The sequence below is a fragment of the Acinetobacter sp. P1(2025) genome, assembly GCF_051390655.1.
Classification (GTDB): Bacteria; Pseudomonadota; Gammaproteobacteria; order Pseudomonadales; family Moraxellaceae; genus Acinetobacter; species Acinetobacter junii.
The window spans coordinates 1-22,768 of the sequence record NZ_JBPKBJ010000007.1 but is presented as its reverse complement, the minus strand read 5'-3'; the positions used below and the strand labels follow the sequence as shown (position 1 = coordinate 22,768).

The following is a 22,768-nucleotide window of genomic DNA, read 5'->3' as shown; positions in this document are numbered from 1 at the left end:
GAGGAGACAGCAATGAGTAGCGGTCGTATCATTCAGATCATCGGCGCGGTTATCGACGTCGAGTTTGAGCGCAATAGCGTTCCTAAGATCTATGACGCTCTCCAAGTTGACGGTACTGAAACTACTTTAGAAGTTCAGCAACAGCTTGGCGATGGTGTTGTTCGTACCATCGCAATGGGTTCTACAGAAGGTCTTAAACGTGGCCTTAATGTAACTAGCACAAATGCACCGATTTCTGTTCCAGTGGGTCCTGCTACGCTTGGTCGTATCATGGACGTATTGGGTCGCCCTATCGATGAAGCAGGTCCTGTAGCGACTGAAGAACGTTTGCCGATTCACCGTCAAGCACCTTCTTATGCTGAACAAGCAGCTTCTACTGATCTTTTAGAAACTGGTATTAAAGTAATTGACTTACTTTGCCCGTTCGCGAAAGGTGGTAAAGTTGGTTTATTCGGTGGTGCGGGTGTTGGTAAAACCGTTAACATGATGGAGTTGATCAACAACATCGCGAAAGCACACTCAGGTTTATCTGTGTTTGCTGGTGTTGGTGAGCGTACTCGTGAAGGTAACGACTTCTATCACGAAATGAAAGATTCTAACGTTCTTGACAAAGTAGCAATGGTCTACGGTCAGATGAACGAGCCACCAGGTAACCGTTTACGCGTAGCGTTAACTGGTTTGACTATGGCTGAATACTTCCGTGATGAAAAAGACGAAAATGGTAAAGGTCGTGACGTATTATTATTCGTCGACAACATCTACCGTTATACACTTGCGGGTACTGAAGTATCAGCATTGTTAGGTCGTATGCCATCTGCGGTAGGTTACCAACCGACACTTGCAGAAGAAATGGGTGTTCTCCAAGAGCGTATTACGTCTACTAAGTCTGGTTCGATCACATCGATCCAAGCTGTATACGTACCTGCGGATGACTTGACTGACCCATCACCTGCAACAACGTTTGCTCACTTAGATGCAACAGTAGTATTGAGCCGTGACATCGCATCTTCTGGTATTTATCCAGCGATCGATCCACTTGACTCAACTTCACGTCAGTTAGATCCATTGGTTGTTGGTCAAGAGCATTATGAAATTGCACGTTCTGTACAGAACGTATTGCAACGTTATAAAGAGCTTAAAGACATTATCGCAATCTTGGGTATGGATGAATTAGCTGAAGAAGATAAATTGGTTGTTTACCGTGCGCGTAAAATCCAACGTTTCTTCTCTCAACCATTCCACGTAGCTGAAGTATTTACTGGTGCTCCTGGTAAATTAGTACCGCTTAAAGAAACTATTCGTGGCTTTAAAGGTCTATTAGCTGGTGAATACGATCACATCCCAGAACAAGCGTTCTATATGGTTGGTGGTATTGACGAAGTGATTGCTAAAGCTGAGAAACTCTAATTTAAGGAGATCATCTCATGGCGACTATGCAATGTGATGTCGTAAGTGTTAAAGAGTCTATTTACTCTGGACAAGTTACGATGTTAATCGCAAAAGGTGCGGGTGGTGAGTTAGGTATTTTACCTGGACATGCACCACTTGTAACTTTACTCCAACCTGGACCGATTCGTGTTCAGTTGGAAAATGGTACGGAAGAAATTGTTTACGTATCTGGCGGTGTGTTAGAAGTTCAACCTCATGTTGTTACGGTACTTGCAGATAGTGCAATCCGTGCAGACAACTTAGATGAAGCTGCAATTATGGAAGCTCGTAAACAAGCTGAACAATTGCTAGCAAATCAAAAGAGTGATTTGGATTCTGCTGCTGCACTTGCTGCGTTGGCTGAAACAGCTGCTCAGCTTGAAACGATCCGTAAAATCAAGAATCGTGCAATGTAATTGCAGATTTAAGATTGAAAAAGCCACCGTCAGGTGGCTTTTTCATTTGGATTGACTTTATGAATCTGACAATTATCACAATTGCCTTTATAAAAAGGTTCAGTAGCAATACGATCAAGAATAGATATTCTTTAAGATATAAGAAAATAATGCTTAGTTTATTTAAACTTTTTTTATTTGGTAATCTGTGCGTGAAGCATAAATTAAGGATATATTTAACAATCTAGCAACTCGCTTAACAATAGTGATCGGAAGTAAGAGTTTGCTGATTTTTCTATATTTGCAATAACGAATAGATCTTATAAAAATTCAATTAGGAAGTATATGTTACCGAGTAATGTCTTAAAGTTGCGTTTAGATCGCATCGAACAACAAGGGCATCATTTATCTGTCAAAGACCAATTGAAGCTGGTAACGCTCACCCAACCTGATTTAACTGCAAATATTTACACACAAATATTTAATCTTACTTTACCCAAGATTTGGAATTTTCGTCATTCCACCAAAGAAGATATTCATTGTGCTTTACGTTTAATTCAATTAATTACAGAGACTTTTATTCCTGCGTATAAGTTCCATGCACAAAAAAATGCATGGCTAGAGCAGTGTTTAGCATTTCGCTTGCAATATTCAGAAGAAAAATTTAGCTCAAATGAAATTCAAAAGATTTTGTTGCAGTTATCAGAGTGCAAAGACGGTGAATTAAAACTGAGTGTTTTGAAACAACTGTGTGATGAATACGATATTGTTGAAATCAAATTGAATCTTGCGAAGTTGTATGTCCGTTTGGAAAATTGGCATGCAGCTATAGAAATCTATGATCGTGTCTTCCAGCAACAACCTACACAGCATGAAGATATTCACTACGATTACATTCAAAGTCTGTTAAATCGTAATCATTATTCGAATGAACATGGTCATGGTGATATCGTTGAAGCTTTGGATCGACTAGGAAATCTTGATCAGATTCAACAGCAAAAACTACACGATGAACTGACACGACGAGCTGTAGGCTTATTATTGCCTGAGAATCTCAACTCGCATATTGTGCAATCTCCAAAACCATTTATACATCTTCAGCATAAGCTAAAGTTCGTTGGATACTCTTTAAATCATTGGCTATCGGCTGATGAGTTTGTTGTACCTTATTATAAAAATAGAATTGAACAAGCACCTAAATTGCTCAATAACCAAGAGGTGGTTATGCATTTAGATCGCCATAAAGCAGCAAATGCAGCACTACAGAAAATATTAACTGGGCGAGATTTAAAATTTGTTAGTGGGATTAGCGCTGCAAATCATAGCTTAGGATTTATTTGGAATTATTTTCATATAAACCCTTTGGTTTTAGATGCGCTTGTCACTGCTTCAAAGGGTGATCCAGAAGCATTTTATAATTTAAAACAGATTCCAGCGCCTGATTATAATCATGATGCTGCTATGCAGCAGATATCATCTTATTTGGCTAAACAACAAGTAGCATATAACTTGAGTCAGCAGGGACATAGCATTGAGTTTGTAGAGCATTCACATTTAGCTGGATTTGACCTTATTGTGGATGGTACACCGATGCAGGTTAAATGCACGCTTGATACTGAAAAAGTCGAAAAATTTGCGCAGAGCTATCCACATATTGCAATCATTGTGAATATTGAACTGGCTCATTTGCAAGAAAAATACCCATCGGTTTTTGCTGATTTAGCACTTAGTTATGAGTCGGTCCAACGCACTGCTCAGCAAAGCTTACAGCAAGTCGTTGGACGTGAGGATTTTTTACCAATTCCTTTAATGAATACGGGTTTTGCTGTCTATCGTAATTTTAATAAAGTACAGACTAGACAAACAGTACGCCCTTTTCTGCAATACAAATCGTCTAATTCAACTATGAAAAATGGTTTGGCTTTAGGAGCAGCAATCGGTGGGATTGTCTCAGGTTCGATCGGTGCTTTTTTTGTTGGGGGACTAGCGATTTATCGAACTTGGCGTGTTCAGAATAAAGAACAAACTAAATCGGCTCATGAGAAACAACAAATCATAGCGCAAAGAAACCAAGTCATGGATTTGTTGATTGATTTTGCGGAATGGTTTACTCACGACCTACTCAAGTATCGGATTGATTTATATGCCTACCAACTTAGACAAATTGAAATGAAGCTGATGGGACAGATACCTGAGCTGTCTCTTTCTACTTTGCTGTTTGCCTATAAGTTTGAAGCGCATCATCGAGCGTTAAAGTTGTATGAATGGATGCAGCAACAATTGACACATGACAATCCCAAACGCAAAGTGCAAGCAGGCTGGGTGGCATTAGCACAATCAGATCAGTTTATGTCGATTGAGTTGAAGCAACGTCTTAATCAATTGAATACTGTATTAGATCAATATAAAAAGATGACTCAAATGGGGCATGATTTTCCAAATCTAAGCAAGCAGAAAGCTAATACTTCAGTCTCTATGCCATCGTATCAGATACAACCCATCAAAATGAGTTATGAGATTTGATGCTGGCGTAATCCTAATTACTCATCATAAAAAAGAGCGCTCTCAAGCGCTCTTTTTTATGTATTTTATTTTGCTAATTCAGCTTCAATTGCATTTACGATGCGTTCATCATCCGCTGTAATATCTGGTGCAAAACGCGCCACAATTTCACCTTTTTTATTTACCAAGAATTTTTCAAAATTCCATAAAACTTCAGGTGGATTGTTTGGCGTTAAACCATAATCAACTAAATCTTTCCACCAAGGACCTTCACCAATACGTTCAGGGATTGCTTGAGTTAGTGTTTGATAGAGTGGATGTTTGTCATCGCCAGCAACAGAGATTTTTGCAAATAAAGGGAAATGAACATCGTAATTTAATGAACAGAATTGCTGAATTTCATCATTACTACCAGGTTCTTGCTCTAAGAAGTTATTTGCTGGAAAACCTAAGATTTCTAAACCTTGATCTTTCTTCGCTTGGTACAGTTTTTCCAAACCTTCATATTGGGGAGTTAAGCCGCATTTAGATGCGACATTGACGATTAAAAGTACTTTACCTTGGTATTGTTCAAGGTCGACTTCCTGACCTTTGATATCCTTAACAGGAATGTGATAAACCGATTGGCTCATGGAATACGTCCTAATTTGTTGTTGTGACAAGACTTGTTTGTTTTAACTGCTTATTTATCAGAGTGCAATCTTATTCATAGTAATCAATACAAATAATGAGCAAAAGAAGAAAGCTGAATTAGGTAGATGCATTTTTGAGTTGAATAGGTGTTTGTCCTGTATAGCGCTTAAAAAATTCGATAAAACTTGAGCTGTGTTGATAACCTAGAGAAAACGCAAGTTGTTTAATGGTCATCCCTTGGCGAATTTGATTGATCGCATAGATGATCTTAGCTCGATTGCGCCATTCTGCTAAAGATAGCTGTAACTCTTGTTGGCTGAGGCGAAACAGATGACGTTCACTGAATGTAAAGTGCTGTAGGATCTGTTGTAGGCTCATATGAAATAATTCAGGATTCGCAAGTTGATCGAGGATCGGAGCTAAGGTTGGATGCGTGCTTTGCGGCAAATAATGTGTATATGCTGGGGCTTGCTTTAGTTGATCGAATAACACTTGTAATAAATGTTCAAGATATTCAGGCGCAGGATTTTGCTTTTGTTGCTCTAGAATTTGAATGACCAAAGAGCGAAAAAAAGGTTGAATACTAAAACAGCGGCAGACATCGCCTAATGCATCTCCGAAACGAGGATGAAGTCGGATGCAAATATAATGAATTTCATGTTCAACAGGCAGTGATTGGTGTTCTGTGCGTGGTGGTAGCCATAGCCCATAGCTTGGCGGTGATAAATAATATTTTCCTTCAATATCAAACTCTAGTGTTCCATTTAAACTAAAATTAAAGTCACCCCAAAGTGAAGAGTGAGGACTAACAACGTCATTCTTTTGATAGAGAAATTCATGCACCTCTATACCAGTTAAGAATGGAAATTGTTGGATACCGTCAAACTTCATTTGGATTCTCAACTTTTAATTTTCACAAGTGACTTTTGGATTATTTAAGCCTTTGGCTAAAGTAAAAATGCTAATCAAGGCTAAAGCCACAAAGCTAATTACACCATAAATTAAGATATTTTCATTGAAGTGATCAACGACATAACCGCCTAATAATGAGCCAACAGCAATCATGACTTGGAACATGCCAACAAACAGAGGCATTCCTTTTTCAACAGCATTGGGTGCATGAACAAACATCCAAATATTCGCGGAAGTTGGAAAAGCTCCAAAGGCAAAACCCCAAAGTGCGGTGAGGATGACAGCACCCAGTTCATGCACTGCAAATATTGGGAAGCCAAAGAACACAACTGCAAAGCAGAAACCCACAAAAGCAAGCGTATAGCGAACATTTAAATTGCCACTATAACCTGCGAATGCATTCCCAAATACACCAGCAATTCCATAAAGTAACAGTAGAGAACTGATGGTGGTGCCATCAAAACCTGCGATATTTTTAAAGAATGGGGCTAAATAACTATAGGCACAGAAATGTGCTAAACCAATTAAGAGTACAATCAACATGCCACTACGTGCTTTGGGTATTCTTAACAGCGCAGGAAGATCACGCAGGTGAATAGCAGATTCAGGATTTAATTTGGGTAAGAAGATGATTTGCAATAAGAGGACGATTAAGCCAATTGCTGCCGTAATTCCAAATGCGCTACGCCATCCGTAGAATTCACTGAGCCATGTGCCGATGGGAACGCCTAATACCGTTGCAAAGGTTACACCTGCCATGACGACTGCGGTTGCCTTAGCGATGGGCAGATGAGCAGGAGCAAGTTTGCCACTCAAAGCAATTGCTGTTGCCCAAAAGCCTCCAATTGCGATTCCTAATACTAAACGACTCAGTAAGAGGATATTAAAACTCTCAGCAAATGCAGTAATGGTATTTGCTATCACCATGATCGCAGTCAGAAGAATTAAGACATAACGACGATCTAGTTGTTTCACTGATATCGGGAGCAGGGGCGCTGCAAATGCTGCCATGACGCCTGGTAGAGTGATAATTAAACCCGCAGTGCCAATAGAAATATTCAAATCAGCTGCAACACTGTTGAGTACACCTACAGGGAGAAATTCACTGGTCACCAGTGCAAAAGCGCCGATTGCGACTGCAAGAATCGCATACCAACTCCCTTGATTTTTCGTTGATGATGCGCCACTAGATTCGGGAGAGTAAGAGTTTTCCATATAAAATTCCTTTATTGTTAGATGCATAACAATAAAATTTTGGATACTGATTAAATTTTTATAACGATTGTTAGAAAATAAAAATAGTTGATAAAAATAGATGCGTCAATTAATTTAATAATGATCGTTATGAAAATATCTGTGGCTTTTATGAAAGATACGCATGAATCTCACCTAATGCCTTGTGATAATAGCCTTAAAAAGAAACGTGGTCGCCCAAAGTGTTTTGATGAACAACAAGTCTTACAAAAAGCAATGCTATTGTTTTGGGAACATGGCTTTGAAGCGACATCGATGAGTGATTTAACTCAAGCTTTAGGGTTAACTGCACCAAGTTTATATAGTAGCTTTGGTGATAAGGTGGGACTTTTTTATAAGTGTATCGACTACTATTTGGCTCATGAAGCATGTCCAATTGAAGCGATTTTCTTAGAGGCGAAAACTGCCAAAGTCGCATTTGAATTATTTCTTTATGATAATGTACAACGTTTGGTTCAACCCAATAAACCTACAGGTTGTATGCTTGTCGTTGCTACCATGAATTGTTCTGATCATGCGCAGACAGTGCAGCATACTATTCTTGAAAAGCGCCTAAAGACCAAACAAAAAATGCTTGAGCGTTTAAAACAGGGTGTAGAAAATGGTGACATTGCTCAGTCTACCTCTCTACAAGAGATAGCTGATTTCTATGCAACAGTCTTACAAGGATTGACTGTGCAAGCACGAGATGGTGCAACGGTTCAACAATTGCATAAGGTGGTTGAACACGCAATGCGTAGCTGGGACTTATTCTAAATTTGATGTCTAAACAGCGATATAAATGTCTGAAATACGATATTTCAATTGATTTAGACATCTTTCAGAATATTCGCATTACTTAGAAAATGCGGGAAAGTGGATGGGTCAGCTAAGCAAATATCAAAAATGGGTGTTTATCTTACCTCTCATTGCTGTTTTCATTTGGTCATTGAACATTGCGGTGACTCGTTATGTCGCAGATTATATTTCACCAGCCAGTATTAGTTTTTATCGGTGGTTTGTGGCTTTTATTATCCTGACGCCATTCATGCTGCCCAAAGTTTGGCAACAACGTGCTTTGATTCGACCTCTGATCGGACGTTTAGCTGTGCTAAGTGCTTTTGGTATGGTGTTATATCAAGGTCTCTCATATACCGCGGCACATTATACGACGGCAACCAATATGGGCATCGTCAATGCATTTGTTCCCATTTTTACTATATTTATTTCATATTTGATCTTAAAAGATAAGCCTAATCGTTTTGCGATCGTTGGTAGTTTATTGTCCTTTGCTGGATTGATCTATGTGATGAGCCAAGGTCAGCTTTCTAGTTTGTTTGCTCAAGGTGGGCATTGGGGAGATGCTGTCATGGTGATTGCGGTAGGATTCTATGCATTTTATGGGGTGTTTCTCAAAAAATGGCAAGTCCAGTTACCCTTGATGACCAGTCTATATGTACAAATAGGGTTTGCATTGTTATATCACGCCCCATTTTTATTATATTTAGGCTTGGATGAGATTGATGCAGAGAATGCCATGAGTGTGCTTTATGCTGGTATGTTTCCATCTTTGATTGCTCCCTTGTTATGGATGGTGGCAGTACAAGCGATTGGCCCAAATCGAACCAGTATTTTTATGAATCTTATGCCTGTATTTACGGCAGTGATAGCCAGTGTTTGGTTAGCTGAACAATGGACAATTTATCACTCGGTTGGTGGCATAATGATTCTCATAGGGATTATTTTGGCCCAAAAAAAGACAAAAAAAGTTGTTCAATCACAGTTGGAAACGGCGACTTAGTTGCGCATAAATGAGATGGTTTTGCTTAAAAGAGCAACAAACGAACGTAATTTTTTTATTAACTGTTTATTCTTTCTATATGATTTACAAATATATTTTAAAGGAGTGCCTCATTTGTGATTCTGAAAAAGATCAATAAAAATAAAAATATATTTTTATTGGATCTTTAAAACTGACAAAAAAGGTACGCTTTTCACTTTTTTTGTTAGATAAATAATATATTTGTATAAGATGAATGATTGATCCATAATACTCAACACAGCAAGATGATTCGTTTTAGAATGAATGAGTTGCTTACCAAATTTGCGAACCCTCTGGATGTGATGATACACATCCTTTTTATGCTCAGTTATCCCTATATAACTGAGCTTTTTTTTTATCTGCTATTCATGTAATTAAGCGCGAATCACTTCACCTGTTAGTGCATTTAGAATACGACTTGGTTCTTGGCTCAAGCCTAATTTACCATCTAGATAATGCAGAGATGAACCAAAATAAGCTTGTGCCTCTTCTAAACTTTTTGCTGGAGTTAAGCCTGCGGGATTTGCGCTTGTCGATACGATAAATCCACCAAATGAATTACATAGCTCTACACACAAAGGATGTGTTGTTACACGAACAGCAACCAAAGGGTGTTGACCTTTAATCCAAGTCGGGATGTGTTGGTCGGCTGGAAGTAGCCATGTTGTGGCACGTTCGGTCTCTTGACGATTTGACCAACTGGCAATCACTTGGTTGCGGAGGTTGGATTCTAGGTTCTGCAGTAGATGTTCTACTTGTTCTAGATGCCCAGCTAATAAAATTACGCCTTTTTCAACTGGACGATGTTTTAACTCAAGAATGTCTTGAAATGCTTGTTGATTAAAAGGATCACAGCCCAAACCCCAAACGGCTTCTGTTGGATAGGCGAGGACTTGTCCTTGTTTTAGACAATCAGCGGTTTCAGCAATCGAGTTTGTAATCATGTCTAGGTAGGTACTAACAGAAAAGATTGGCTATAGTTTAATGGATTGGACGACAACGTAAATAGCGACCACCTTGTTGTATGCACAAACCTAGTAACTCTAATTCCATTAATTGAGATGTGATTTCAGAGATTGGTGCTGGATAGCGTTGGCTGAGTAAATCTAAATCCTGTCCAATCCAATCTAAATTCTGATACAAGCTAATCAAATGTGGTGGAAGTGTTGAGTGCTGTTCTACAGCATCTTTAGTGTGTTGTTGGGTCTGCCAATGTGTAGGTAATGCTAAATCTTCAATAATCTGTTCAGGATGATCGACCAAAACAGCCCCTTCACGAATAAGTTGATGACAGCCTTGATGGTATTCACTGTAAATATGACCAGGGATAGCAAATACCATTTTACCTTGATTGGCTGCTTCATTCGCTGTAATCAAAGATCCACTTTTTAGTGCTGCTTCAACCACTAAGACACCTAAACTTAAGCCACTAACAATCCGATTTCGTCGTGGAAAATGTTGTTGTAATGGGAGTGTCGTAGGAAGAAACTCTGTGATGATGGCACCTGATTGAGCAATTTGTTGTGCCAATGGTTTATTTTGAGTGGGATAAACGGTATCTAACCCAGTACCTGTGACAGCGATACTTCGATGATGTGCTAAGCCACCGCGATGAGCAGCTTCATCAATCCCATGTGCAAGACCACTGGTAATATAAAATCCTTTCTCACTAAGGTAATAAGCAAAATCATAAGCCACTTGGCGACCATGTGGACTAGGTTTTCGGCTCCCCACTAATGCAATTTGCGGTTGCAGTAAAGCTTGAAGATGACCTTGACCAAATAATATGGGTGGATGATCTGCATAAGGTATGAGTTGTTTGGGATAGTCAATATCGTGTGGCGTCACGATAAAGTCACAGTGCTTCAAAATCAGTTGAACTATCTGTTCAAATTGTTTTTGACCTTGTGTGCTTTGAAATTCTTCTAAGCGTTTTAGATGGTTTGCATGTAAACCGAGTTGATACCACTCAGAGAATCGGTGGCTTTGTGTTGCTTGTTCACAACTCCCAAAATGTTTCAGAATTTTGTGAAAGCTGGATAGGGAATGTTGAACCAAATACCACACCAACACGGTATGGTAGTGGTGGGGTGATAATTGATTCAACATAGTTTGTTCTTAGTCATCCAAGCGTGGTGGTTGGATGTTTGAACCGACCTTGATTGGTAGTTCACTGTCTAAAACGTAGGCATAGCTGATACGATCAAAACTCTTGAAGATCATCAAGCTACCCACATATTGTCCAGGTAATTTAACTTTCTCTTTAGTTTTTGGATCTTGTACGATCTCACCCTCTTGGTAGGTGCTAAAGACTTGACCAATTTCAACGCCATCAGCAGTACCACGATCAACAGTGACAACACCATTTTTTGCGGCTGTACCAATCGATCCTAATACACGAATCACTTTACCGCCATCGCGTACTTGTTTTGCATCGATAGGATAGAACAAGGTTGGCAACATTGCCTCTTGTTCAAGCATCACGCGATCACCACGACGAACTTCGCCGTTATAGCTATCAGTGAGTTCAACCGTAGTAATGTCGTTTTCATTGCGCACAGCAACACCAGATGCGACTTGAAGTAATTCAACACCTAGGTTTTGCTTTTTGCCTTGCTCATCGACAACGATGTAAGGTTCACCTTCACGGTAAACGCCATAACGCTGACCATTTTCTAGACCTTGACCACGGACGTAAACACTTTGTCCTTTGCCTGCAAGCACGCGATTGTCAGCTGTGCCTAAGATATAAGGGGTATTCGCAATTGCATCCGCTGGTAATACTGAACTACGTTCTAACCATTGTTGAATATGAGCCAATGGAATAACTGGCACACTATTGTTCAATGCTTCGATACGTACTTGCGGACGTAAAGTTGTTCCGCCACCTGTATAACGACGAATAATACCGTCACAGCCATCACCTTCATCTTTACCGATTAAAGGTTTGCCATTCAAACTACAGAGTAGTAAGCGGTCACCTGGATAAATCCAGTGAGGATTCTTAACGTGTTTATTGCTTGCCCAAATTTCTGGCCAGCGCCATGGTTTACTTAAAAACTTGCCTGAGATATCCCAAAGGGTATCGCCTTTTTTCACTACATAGACATGTGGTGCCCCAGCTTTGACGGAGGGTGGGCTAACATTAGGGCTTGCTGCATGCGTTATATTTACCGTCATGCCTAATCCTGCACAGATGGCAACAGCAATCAGTTGTTTTTTTAACCCCAAGGCATGAAATGAGTGTATGCCGTTTAAAACCTTTTTCATTATCATAATTCCTAAAAATTATGTGTGTAGTTGCGCTATAATAACGACTTTACACACAATTTTTTGATCAAGCATTCCCTTCAGTTGGTTTTCTGATCAATGGCATAAATGAGGAACAGTATGGCCTTATTACCTATTTTAAGTTTTCCTGATCCCCGTCTTCGTACCATTGCTAAGCCAGTCGAAGAAGTCACTGATGATATTCGTCAGCTTGCAGCAGATATGTTAGAAACCATGTACGAGGCACCGGGTATAGGTTTAGCGGCAACTCAGGTTGATCATCATATTCAGCTTATTGTCATGGACCTTTCTGAAGAGAAAAATCAACCGATGGTGTTCATTAACCCCAAAGTCACTCCACTGACTCAAGAGACTCAGCCGTACGAAGAAGGCTGTCTCTCTGTGCCTCAAATATACGACAAAGTTGAGCGTCCGTCACGTGTAAAAATTGAAGCAATTAACCTTGATGGTCAAGCATTTGAGTTAGAAGCTGACGAACTTCTCGCAGTTTGTATCCAACATGAAATGGATCACTTAAATGGCAAACTTTTTGTTGATTATTTATCGCCATTAAAACGTCAGCGTGCACGTGAAAAGGTTGAGAAAGTAGTACGCCAGCGTGAAAAAGAGAAAGTTGCCGTGAAGCGCTAAGCTCATCGTTGGTTTTTCGTGATGCCATTATTGTTTCGCAGTGGTTTATTATTCGCATTCACCGCAGTCTGTTTGCAGATTGCGGTCTTTTTGCAGCCTCTACTGCCGAAGCAATATCAAATCGCACCAGTCTGTGAAACGATTACCAAAGCTTTACTGTTACCTCAGGTACAAGCTGAGCAAAGTCAATCACAGCATCATGCTCATCATCATTCACATCAACTCGAACAAGCACCCGCATCTACATCTTCGCACGATCATCACGATCCCAATCATCAATGTCAGTACTGTACGGTATATGCCAATTTAGTATTGCCGCCTGATGTTGGTGTCAAAGAAATTTTAGTTCGTGTTCAAGTACGTTTAGTCGCATTTCAGCAAACATTTCATCATGTTTATTTTGCGCTACAACGACTTTTTCTATTGCCACAAGGGCGAGCCCCACCTGTTTTCGCATAAATCAAAGCACGTTTTCTTAGGGTTTGTATGAACTCTAAGCCCGTTTTATTTATGTTTTAAGAGAAGACATCTCATGGCACAGCCTAAATTTTTATTACAACCCTTAACGGTTGCGATTCTTGCTGCCTCAAATTCGAGCTTACTTTGGGCAAATTCTGAAGATTTATCGACTCAGCAACGTGTTGAAGCAAAGCTTGCACCTATTGTTGTGACTGCTCAACAACCGAACCAAAATAATGGTTTAGTCATTGAAGCTGATCCTAAACAACCCATACAACCTGTACCAGCAACTGATGGTGCTGATTATTTGCAAAGCATCTTAGGCTTTAGCGCCATCAAAAATGGCGGAACGAATGGTGATGTTACATTTAGAGGAATGTTTGGTTCTCGGATAAAAATGCTTGTGGATGGAAGTGAGAGTTTAGGTGCTTGTCCACAACGAATGGATGCTCCGACTTCATATATTCAGCCTGAAAGTTTTGACAAAATTACGGTAGTGAAAGGTCCACAAACTGTTCAATACGCAACGCCTGGCTCTGCAGCAACGGTGATTTTTGAGCGCCAACCAGAGAATTTGAGCAAAGATCAGCCTTATCGTGGACAAGCGAGCGTCTTGATCGGTTCATATGGGAGACTCGATCATAATGTAGAGGCTGCGATTGGGGATGAGAGCAAATATGCGCGATTAAATGCTAATCGTTCTGTCTCAAATGATTATCAAGATGGTGATGGTCAGACGGTTCATTCAAATTGGGAGCGCTGGAATGCCGATCTTGCCTTAGGCTGGAAGCCTTCAGAAGATTCTTGGCTAGAGTTTCGTGCGGGTAAAGCAGATGGCGAAGCGGCATATGCAGGTCGTACTATGGATGGTTCGCAATTTAAACGCGAAAGTTTAGCTTTGCATGCGGAACAAAAGAATATCACTGAGGTGATTAAGAAGATTCAAGCACAGATTGATTACAGTTATAACGATCATGTGATGGATAATTTTAGTCTACGCACACCTCCGATGACCACGATGAAAATGCACGGCATGGAGATGACTGTACCGAACAAAATGTCGATGCGTGTTGATCGTCGTACCTTAAATACACGTTTAGCAGTAACAACCGATTGGGACAAATTTAGCGTGATTTCGGGTGTAGACACGCAACAGAATAAGCATGGTGGCGATATGGTGATGTATGCCATGCCGAAGATGAACATGCCTTATGCGGAAGACTTGAAGTTTCAATCTTATGGTGCATTTAGCGAGTGGACTTATGCGATTGATCAAGATCAAAAAGTCGTAGCAGGAGCGCGTGTCGATCAAGTCAAAATAGACAATCTGCAAAATGCTAAAAATCGTAAAGATACTGTACCAAGTGGTTTCGTACGCTTGGAAAAGAGTCTCCCAGAACATGGTTTAAAGACTTATCTAGGTTTGGGATATGTGGAACGTACACCTGACTTTTGGGAGTTGTATAGCACCACAACAGATCATGGTGTAGGTTCCACAGATATGATGGGTAAAACCACATATAAAATGGTGGATAATCTAGACAATCTGAACAATGAACTCACAGCACAATTGGATCTCGGTTTGCAAGCAGAGCATGGTGCGTGGAGTACTTGGGCATCAGTTTATGCTGGATTAATCAAAGATTTCATCCTACTTGAATACAATACACCAGATAAAAGAAAACCACTTGCACGTAATGTTGATGCCATAATTGCTGGGGCAGAGGCTGGGGTTGGTTATCAATTTAATGATCATTTCCAAGCAGATATTTCAGCAATGTATGCGTGGGGTGAAAATAGGTCAGATGATCGTGCTTTGCCACAGATAGCGCCTTTTGAAGCGCGTATGAATCTTCGTTATGTGGATGAAAAATATAGTCTAGGATTGCTATGGCGTGCCGTTGCAAAACAGGATCGTATCAGTCTCAATGAAGGGAATGTGGTTGGTTATGATATGAATGAAAGCAAAGCGTTTAATACCTTGGCAATCAATGGAACATATCAATTGACCGATGCTGTCAATGTTTCGGTAGGCGTTGATAACGTTTTAGATAAGGCTTACACCGAGCATTTAAATAAAGCAGGTGCTTCGATGTTTGGTTATGTAGCCAGTGAGCAATTCAATAATATTGGACGTAATTATTGGATGCGTATGAGTATGAAGTTCTAAGGAATAACAAAACAAGGTGGGAATTCCACCTTGTTTTGTTTTGCAGTTAAGCCAAGCAATCTTGTTTTGGCATCAAACTATCGCAGTACAACGGATTTAAAGCACATTGTAGGTCATCAATTTGTTCTTGGGTCACATAGCCTTTAGCTTTGAGATATTCTGCAACGCGGTCATCTCTTAGACTTAAGAATGCTGCATCGTAAACTCCTAAATCTACAAATAAAGCAGCAGTTTCTAAGCTATTAAAATGATCTAAAAATACGTCATTTTCATACATCAGGAATACATGGTCTAAGTCTGCATTCGCATCGACTTTGAGTCGTTGTGCAAGCTCTAAAGGACGTGTTTTGATAAACAGTAAATCGGTCAATTCATCAAATTGTGATTTATCGAGTTGATGTGTGCCTGTTTTAACGTGCCCTAACCATGCTTTAAAGACGAGAACTGCACCACCACGAAGTAGCATGCTCCACATTTGATGGCGTGTATCGTGATCTAAATGTGCAGATTCATTTTCCAAGGCTTTAACTAGATTCTCTTCTTGCTGAGCTAATTTATCAAAAAGCCCTAAACCTTGTGGATGATATGCAGCTGGTGCAAAAACATCAAAATTCAGTTCGTGAAACACTTTTAGCGCCAGAGGAACAGCAGCTTGATATAGTGTGTTTAATGCACGAGTGTGTAATTCACTGAGCTTGCTTTGTTCGAAAATTTGTTGCCAGTCAAGTTCTGGAAGTAGCGCATTTGCACTATATTGGCGATAAAATTGTAATGCGGTATGCTCTGAAGTGGCTGTATTGCTATTCATGATCAATGTCCTTTTTGGCGAGAGTAAGAAACCAAAGGATTGATGCATTGGTTTCTTGCAATTTGATCAATTTATGCGTGATTTAAAAAGCAAGTAGAATACGACTAAAGTTGTAGATGTGGATTTTTATGTTATAAAAACAATTAAAATCAATGATATATATAATTGTAAGTAAGTGTACAAACGTTCACTAATGTAAGTGATTTATTTTGCCATAGTCAACTACTGTTTGAGCATTTTGGTCAATTTTTTGGCAACAAAAATGTTTTTTTCTGAACATTTTTGCCTATGTCTAAAAATATTATGCTAGTCGCTGATCATTAATGGGCGTTTGATCCTTCTAACTCAATCTTTGTGCATCGGCATAATTTTTAATCCCGAAAGCCACGAACGCAGGCCTGCTGGTTTTAGTGGTTTTTTCAGTAAGACGATATTCTGTTGTTTAAGTTTTTGCGGTAACTCTGGGTCAGAATCCGCAGTGATGAGTGCAACAGGAATGTGGGCAGGGCGATGCTGTTCGATAAAATCAAGTCCACGTTGATCATGATTTAAATGTTGATCAATCAGCCAAACCTGAATATCTTCATGTTGAATCAGCTCTAATGCTTCTGCTGGTTCAGTGGCAGTAAAGATTTGATAACCCCATTTGCTGAGTAAAGTCCGCATACCCTCCAAAATCGTTTCGTCATTATCCAAACATAAAACTTTATAAGCCGTATGTTGTAAGGCGGTCAGTTGTGGTGAGGCGACTTGGATTTTGGGAGCTTCTGCTAGAGGTACTTCAATCATAAAACAAGAACCTTTACCCAACTCAGAATAAACTTGAACAGGGAAATCTAGTAAGCTCGTCATACGTTGCACAATCGCTAGACCTAAACCAAGTCCTTGTTCACCCCATGGTGAAGTATGTCCACAACGTTCAAACTCTTGGAAAAGTTTTACGCGTTGTTGTTCATTGATACCAGGTCCTGTATCCCACACACCGATTCGAATATGATTCGGACGTTGAGCTGAACGTAGCACACCTACTACAACACGACCTTGAGCGGTGTAACGTAATGCATTGCTGACAAAATTTTGGATTATTCGTCGCATCCATTGTGGATCAGTGTCTACCCAAAACTTAGTGTCATGCACTTTGAGTTGAATATTGCGTTGAGCTGCGATGGATTTAAATTGCAATTCGAGATCACTTAACAAATCATGTAATGAATATGCTTGGCGCTTCGGTTGAATGGTTCCACCTTCGAGGCGAGCAATATCTAAAAGTGCGGATAACATACTCTCTGCACCATAGAGTGCACGGTCTAGCTGTTGTAGGGTGAGTTGATCATCTGGATTATCAATACTTTGCTCAAGTGCAGTACTAAACAGTCGTGCCGCATGCATCGGTTGCAATAAGTCATGGCTTGCGGCAGCCAAGAATCGACTTTTGGATTGATTGGCTTTATCGGCCTGTTCAAGTGCTAACTGCTGTTCTGTCAATGCATCGGCAAGCTGTCGGGTACGATCACGGACTCTTTCTTCTAAAACAGCTTCATTTTCACGGAACGCCGTAATATCTGCGAAAGTCGTGACAAAACCACCACCTTCGATTGGATTACCACGCATTTGAATCACAAGACCATCTTTACGAATCCGTTCAAATTCATGAGCACTTCCAACTTTCATCCAATGAATACGTTTACGAACATGTTCCTCAACTGGTCCTGGACCACATTCACCACGTTCGGCGTTATAGCGTATAAGATCAGCAATTGGACAGCCGACATAAACTAAATCTTTAGGGTAATCAAACAGTTTTAGATATTGATTGTTCCATGCAACTAAACACATATTTTTATCGACCACACTCACCCCTTGAGTCATATGATCAATCATGGTCATCAGTAAGTTTTGGTTGAAACGCTGCCATTGTGAGGCTTGGTCTAAGATATTGGCGACTTGACCTAAAGCTAAACCATTATTGATCAAAGCAGTGGTCAATAAAGTTCGCGCCGATGCTGCACCAATGATCCCCGCTAAATATTGTTCAGTAAAACGCCACCACATCCCATTTGCGACATGATTTTCATTTAAAACCACATGATTTTGTTCACAAAATTGCTGGAATGCTTGGATTGTCGGTTTTTCACCTGTAATTCTTTTCGCGAGAGCGAGTAGGTCACCGACTTTTAATCGTGCGGCATTTTGATGTAAATCACTGAGATCTGTCGAAGTCTGTGCTGAAGGCAGAGGTTTGCTTTCGTAGTAAAAGAAACTTTCAGCCTGAATTTGTTCAGCAATACTTGGGCGGTACAAGCGTGAAACCCAAATATACATGGCGATATTTAGTCCCAAAGACCATAAAACACCATGTGTTAATGGAACAAAAGATTCAAAACCCAATAATGCTTCTGGGCGTAAGCTATTAATATCAAAAGGACCAAACAGCAATAAATGTTGCGCAAAGTTTTGATAATGTTCAGGAAGGCTACGCAAAACTGTTGGGAATAACAGTGTATAGCTCCACATCACAAAGCCAACAATCAGTCCCGCGTATACTCCTTGACGACTAGCTCCTCGCCAGTACAAACCACCAATTAAAGCAGGTGAAAATTGTGCGACTGCACTAAAAGCGAGTAAGCCAAAAACAGATAGTTGGTTAATATCATTGAAAAAATGAAAAAACAAAAAGCCTAGCAGCATGACGCTGACAATACTGATCCGACGAGTTAATTTCAAAACACGTGGCAGTTGTTGATCTTGACGAGAAATGATCTTAAATCGCCAAAGTGCAGGCATGATCAAATCATTGCTGAGCATGATTGAAAGTGCCACTGATGCAACCAGTAACATTCCTGTAGAAGCCGAAAATCCGCCTAGAAATGCCAGTAATGTAAGCCATTCTTGTTGATAACTGAGCGGTAGTGCGAGTACCGCAATATCAGGTGTGCCCAATGATTCAGGCAATGAGTGTAATGCCCAACTTGCGATAGGAATAATCGCGATGATGGTTAAAATTAAATACGCTGCAAACCAACGTCGAGCACCACGGATATGTTTTTCATCGCGTAACTCAACCACTGCAACGTGGAACTGACGAGGCAGACAAATCATGGCTAAACCAGCCAGTAGCGTTTGCACCCAAAAGGTTTCAGGAACTCCAACTTGTTGTAAGTCATGAAAATGTTGGCTAACATCGTTGCTGACCTGTTTAATATTTTCAGGCGATTGCAATAAGAAAAATCCTGCAACACAAAGGAGGGCGAATAATTTCACAAAGGATTCAAAGGCAACCGCCAGCATCAAACCGCCATGCTGTTCCGTGTGTGCAATATGTCGTGTTCCGAAAATCATTGCCAAAATAGCCAAAAGGGCAGTTAGCATTAACACACTGTTTGTTGTCGTAGTGACGTGTGCATTTTGTTCTAGAATGACCGATGCACTGAGTGCAATAGCGCGTAATTGCAATGCCAAATAAGGAACAATAGCAATGACTGCTAAAATCGTGACGAGTGCAGCCAAACTTCCACTTTTACCGTAACGAGCAGCAACAAAATCGGCAATAGATGAAATGGCATGGTATTGGCGAATACGTCCCAACCGTTTCCAAATATCATAGCCAAACCAAATAAATAGCAAAGGACCCAGATAAATCGGGAGGAAAATAACACCTTCTCGAACAGCAGCACCTGTAGCACCATAAAACGTCCAAGATGAACAATACACGCCGAGCGTTAGGCTAAACAACAGCATACGACCGCGTGGACTCAAGCGGCTAGCGTGTTTTTCACCGAAGAAAGCACAGCCGAAAAGTAGCACGATATAGAGGGCGAGTACCCCGATAATAAGCCAACTGTTCATATTGCCCACGTGTTCAAATTCCATTTTTTATCATACCCGATGCTTCGCTTGCATGATGAGTTGAGATGTGCATTTAGAGACCAAAGTCTAAGTTACGAGTCAAGCATAATCTTGTTAACTTTAATTATGAAAAATCCCATTTGAAAAAGGGGTCCATGGTTGGACACAAAAATAAGGAGTCGGTTATGGATGATTCACAGGTAGAACGAATTCTACGTAATCCAAAGTTTCAAGAGATGGTGAGCAAGAAGCGTACTTTAAGTTGGACATTAACAGCAATTATGTTGTTTATCTACGTCGGCTTTATGCTTTTAGTTGGCTACAACAAAGAATTTCTAGCAAGTTCATTTAGCGGTGGTGTAACAACATGGGGGATGCCTCTTGGTTTGGGCATTATCGTGTTGTCCTTTTTGTTATGTGGTGTGTATTCATATATCGCCAACAATAAATTAGACCGTCTAAATGAAGAGGCTCTCAAGGAAGTTGAGGCGATCACACATGAAAAAGGAATGCACTGAGATGAAAGGGACGTCAATAAAAGCGAAACTCTTCGCTCTCACAAGCTTGGTGAGTTCTGGAATCGCCTACGCTGGACCAGACCTTGGAGCAGCAGAGCAGCAAGCAACCAACTGGCACGCGATCATTATGTTTATGATCTTCGTGGGTTTTACGCTGTTTATTACTAAATGGGCAGCAAAACAGACAACAAATGCTAGTGATTTCTATACGGCAGGCGGTGGTATCAGCGGTTTCCAAAATGGTTTGGCGATTGCGGGTGACTATATGTCGGCAGCATCGTTCTTGGGTATTTCCGCACTTGTTTTCAGTTCAGGTTTTGATGGCTTACTCTACTCACTTGGTTTCATGGTGGGTTGGCCAATTGTATTATTCTTAGTTGCAGAGCGTTTACGTAACTTGGGTAAATACAATTTATCTGACGTGGTTTCTTTCCGCTTAGATGAGAAGCCAGTCCGTACCTTAGCAGCATTTAGTTCATTGGTTGTTGTTGCATTCTATTTGATTGCTCAAATGGTGGGTGCAGGTCAGTTAATCAAATTATTGTTTGGTCTGAACTATAACATCGCTGTTGTGATCGTTGGCTTATTGATGATGGCATACGTAATCTTCGGTGGTATGTTGGCGACCACTTGGGTACAAATCATCAAAGCGGTGATGTTACTCAGTGGTGCGACTTTCATGGCATTTATGGTAATGAAAGCCGTTGGATTTAGTTTCACGAATATGTTTAACCAAGCGATTGGTGTTTATAGCCAAGCGCATGGTATGAGCTGGGAAGAAGCTGCAAAAATCATGGGGCCAGGCAAACTCGCTGCAAACCCAATTGATGCACTGTCATTAGGCCTTGCTTTGATGTTTGGTACTGCTGGTTTACCACATATCTTAATGCGTTTCTTCACAGTTAAAGATGCAAAAGAAGCACGTAAATCTGTAGTTGTAGCAACTGGTTTTATTGGTTACTTCTATCTTTTAACTTTCATCATTGGTTTCGGTGCAATCTTGTTTGTTGCAAACAACCCTCAATTCCTTGATGTTGCAAAAGCTGCTATGACAGGAAAATTAGAGTTGGTCGGCGGTAACAACATGGCTGCGGTTCACCTTAGTGATGCTGTGGGTGGTGACCTATTCATGGGCTTCATCTCAGCAGTGGCTTTCGCAACAATCTTGGCGGTTGTTGCTGGTTTGACACTCTCAGGTGCTTCAGCAATTTCTCATGACCTTTATGCAAACGTATTCAAAAAAGGTAAAACGACTCCACAATCAGAATTGCGTATGTCTAAAATTGCAACTTTAGGCTTAGCAATCTTTGCAATGATCTTGGGGATTTTGTTCGAGAAACAAAACGTTGCCTTCATGGTTGGTTTAGCATTCTCTGTAGCATGTTGTGCAAACTTCCCAGTCCTTGTTTTATCAATGTTCTGGAAAGGCTTAACGACTCGTGGTGCGGTTATCGGTGGTGTTGTTGGTTTAGTTGGTGCAGTGACTCTGATTATCTTATCAAAAGCAGTTTGGGTAGATACGCTTGCGATCTCAGAAACAGCACCAAACCCATTTAATGGTCCTGCATTATTTGCTATGCCATTATCGTTCTTATGCTGCTGGTTCTTCTCTGTAACAGACAAGTCAGCACGCGCTCAAAAAGAACGCAAAGCATTCGACGCACAGTTTGTTCGCTCACAAACAGGTATTGGAATCTCAGGTGCATCTGATCACTAAGTAGATTCTACGCTTTATTAAAAAGCCCTCATCATTGAGGGCTTTTTAATTGCTAATGCATACTGGCCAGTTGTTGTGCTTGATTGCGATAAAGAGACAAGCCAAGTTTTTGCAGATGGCGTCCATTAAGTTCAAGAAACTGATTCAATCGTGGAATATGTTTAGCACCTGAGTAAAGTGCCAAGTTTCGGCCAATCAAATAATAGGCAAACCAAGAGGCTGACTGAGGGGTTAAGCCCAACAATTTCATCTTCTTACGTCCTACAAAGGGCTTTGTTGCACAAATAGACGAAAGGTAGAGTTGTTCTAATCTTCAGATATTTATGCAACAGCCACCGTTTTAGCTGTACCAAGTTGAGTAAATTTATTCAAAATATCGACTCTTATTTGCAAGTCAACCACCT

General features: G+C 40.4%; 18 protein-coding genes and 1 pseudogene. 10 read left to right on the top strand and 9 right to left on the bottom strand.

What is annotated here, in order from left to right:
- Window positions 1–12: 12 nt before the first annotated feature.
- The 3 genes from atpD to ACSC97_RS03080 all read left to right on the top strand — a co-directional run bounded on the left by atpD (window position 13) and on the right by ACSC97_RS03080 (window position 4,346).
- Window positions 13–1,407, top strand: a complete 1,395-nt coding sequence (atpD, locus tag ACSC97_RS03090) for a F0F1 ATP synthase subunit beta (RefSeq protein ID WP_004798063.1) — start codon at window positions 13–15, stop codon at window positions 1,405–1,407.
- Window positions 1,408–1,424: 17 nt separating this feature from the next.
- On the top strand, window positions 1,425–1,844 hold the full coding sequence (locus ACSC97_RS03085; protein WP_004905537.1) for a F0F1 ATP synthase subunit epsilon: 420 nt from the start codon (window positions 1,425–1,427) through the stop codon (window positions 1,842–1,844).
- A 324-nt stretch (window positions 1,845–2,168) separates the two neighbouring features.
- Window positions 2,169–4,346: a hypothetical protein gene (locus tag ACSC97_RS03080; RefSeq protein WP_436659269.1), complete on the top strand. Its 2,178-nt coding sequence runs from the start codon at window positions 2,169–2,171 to the stop codon at window positions 4,344–4,346.
- Between the two features lie 65 nt (window positions 4,347–4,411).
- On the opposite strand, the gene ACSC97_RS03075 is transcribed toward ACSC97_RS03080, so the two are convergent.
- From ACSC97_RS03075 to ACSC97_RS03065, 3 genes are all read right to left on the bottom strand, one after another.
- Window positions 4,412–4,957: a glutathione peroxidase gene (locus tag ACSC97_RS03075; RefSeq protein WP_004905532.1), complete on the bottom strand. Its 546-nt coding sequence runs from the start codon at window positions 4,955–4,957 to the stop codon at window positions 4,412–4,414.
- A gap of 118 nt (window positions 4,958–5,075) precedes the next feature.
- A complete protein-coding gene (locus tag ACSC97_RS03070; protein WP_436659267.1) occupies window positions 5,076–5,849 on the bottom strand; it encodes an AraC family transcriptional regulator in 774 nt (257 codons plus the stop codon).
- A gap of 15 nt (window positions 5,850–5,864) precedes the next feature.
- The gene (locus tag ACSC97_RS03065; protein WP_262446898.1) at window positions 5,865–7,085 is read right to left on the bottom strand and encodes an MFS transporter; all 1,221 of its coding nucleotides are present in this window, start codon (window positions 7,083–7,085) and stop codon (window positions 5,865–5,867) included.
- Between the two features lie 129 nt (window positions 7,086–7,214).
- Here ACSC97_RS03065 and ACSC97_RS03060 point away from each other — a divergent pair, with 129 nt between their 5' ends.
- Together ACSC97_RS03060 and ACSC97_RS03055 are read left to right on the top strand one after the other, a co-directional pair.
- Window positions 7,215–7,880: a TetR/AcrR family transcriptional regulator gene (locus tag ACSC97_RS03060; protein ID WP_436659264.1), complete on the top strand. Its 666-nt coding sequence runs from the start codon at window positions 7,215–7,217 to the stop codon at window positions 7,878–7,880.
- Between the two features lie 103 nt (window positions 7,881–7,983).
- Window positions 7,984–8,904, top strand: a complete 921-nt coding sequence (locus ACSC97_RS03055; RefSeq protein ID WP_436659262.1) for a DMT family transporter — start codon at window positions 7,984–7,986, stop codon at window positions 8,902–8,904.
- A 395-nt stretch (window positions 8,905–9,299) separates the two neighbouring features.
- On the opposite strand, the gene ACSC97_RS03050 is transcribed toward ACSC97_RS03055, so the two are convergent.
- From ACSC97_RS03050 to ACSC97_RS03040, 3 genes are read right to left on the bottom strand one after another with little or no spacing between them, the layout of a single operon-like run.
- Window positions 9,300–9,869 carry a Sua5/YciO/YrdC/YwlC family protein gene (locus tag ACSC97_RS03050; RefSeq protein ID WP_436659260.1) on the bottom strand — a complete coding sequence of 190 codons (570 nt, stop codon included), beginning with the start codon at window positions 9,867–9,869 and terminating at the stop codon, window positions 9,300–9,302.
- 37 nt (window positions 9,870–9,906) lie between these two features.
- Window positions 9,907–11,034 (bottom strand): DNA-processing protein DprA, encoded by a 1,128-nt coding sequence (dprA, locus tag ACSC97_RS03045; protein ID WP_151825892.1) that lies wholly within the window; start codon window positions 11,032–11,034, stop codon window positions 9,907–9,909.
- Between the two features lie 9 nt (window positions 11,035–11,043).
- Window positions 11,044–12,195, bottom strand: a complete 1,152-nt coding sequence (locus tag ACSC97_RS03040; RefSeq protein WP_436659258.1) for a LysM peptidoglycan-binding domain-containing protein — start codon at window positions 12,193–12,195, stop codon at window positions 11,044–11,046.
- A 120-nt stretch (window positions 12,196–12,315) separates the two neighbouring features.
- Between ACSC97_RS03040 and def the strand changes: the two genes are divergently transcribed.
- The 3 genes from def (at window position 12,316) to ACSC97_RS03025 (ending at window position 15,475) form a co-directional block, all read left to right on the top strand.
- Window positions 12,316–12,846, top strand: a complete 531-nt coding sequence (gene def, locus ACSC97_RS03035; RefSeq protein WP_004905508.1) for a peptide deformylase — start codon at window positions 12,316–12,318, stop codon at window positions 12,844–12,846.
- A 21-nt stretch (window positions 12,847–12,867) separates the two neighbouring features.
- A complete protein-coding gene (locus tag ACSC97_RS03030; protein ID WP_039048136.1) occupies window positions 12,868–13,305 on the top strand; it encodes a DUF2946 family protein in 438 nt (145 codons plus the stop codon).
- Between the two features lie 73 nt (window positions 13,306–13,378).
- Window positions 13,379–15,475 (top strand): TonB-dependent copper receptor, encoded by a 2,097-nt coding sequence (locus tag ACSC97_RS03025; RefSeq protein WP_436659255.1) that lies wholly within the window; start codon window positions 13,379–13,381, stop codon window positions 15,473–15,475.
- Between the two features lie 46 nt (window positions 15,476–15,521).
- On the opposite strand, the gene ACSC97_RS03020 is transcribed toward ACSC97_RS03025, so the two are convergent.
- Both ACSC97_RS03020 and ACSC97_RS03015 read right to left on the bottom strand, forming a co-directional pair.
- Window positions 15,522–16,283 (bottom strand): hypothetical protein, encoded by a 762-nt coding sequence (locus ACSC97_RS03020; RefSeq protein ID WP_004956542.1) that lies wholly within the window; start codon window positions 16,281–16,283, stop codon window positions 15,522–15,524.
- A 345-nt stretch (window positions 16,284–16,628) separates the two neighbouring features.
- Complete coding sequence (locus ACSC97_RS03015; protein WP_416702625.1) at window positions 16,629–20,129, bottom strand: PAS-domain containing protein; 3,501 nt, start codon at window positions 20,127–20,129, stop codon at window positions 16,629–16,631.
- A 185-nt stretch (window positions 20,130–20,314) separates the two neighbouring features.
- Between ACSC97_RS03015 and ACSC97_RS03010 the strand changes: the two genes are divergently transcribed.
- Together ACSC97_RS03010 and ACSC97_RS03005 are read left to right on the top strand one after the other, a co-directional pair.
- Window positions 20,315–20,647: a DUF485 domain-containing protein gene (locus ACSC97_RS03010; protein ID WP_004956538.1), complete on the top strand. Its 333-nt coding sequence runs from the start codon at window positions 20,315–20,317 to the stop codon at window positions 20,645–20,647.
- A gap of 1 nt (window position 20,648) precedes the next feature.
- Window positions 20,649–22,364: a cation acetate symporter gene (locus tag ACSC97_RS03005; RefSeq protein WP_004905491.1), complete on the top strand. Its 1,716-nt coding sequence runs from the start codon at window positions 20,649–20,651 to the stop codon at window positions 22,362–22,364.
- A gap of 52 nt (window positions 22,365–22,416) precedes the next feature.
- Here the strand turns inward: ACSC97_RS03005 and ACSC97_RS03000 are convergent.
- Window positions 22,417–22,635, bottom strand: a pseudogene (locus tag ACSC97_RS03000) (oxygenase MpaB family protein); the annotation flags it as partial.
- Window positions 22,636–22,768 lie beyond the last annotated feature (133 nt).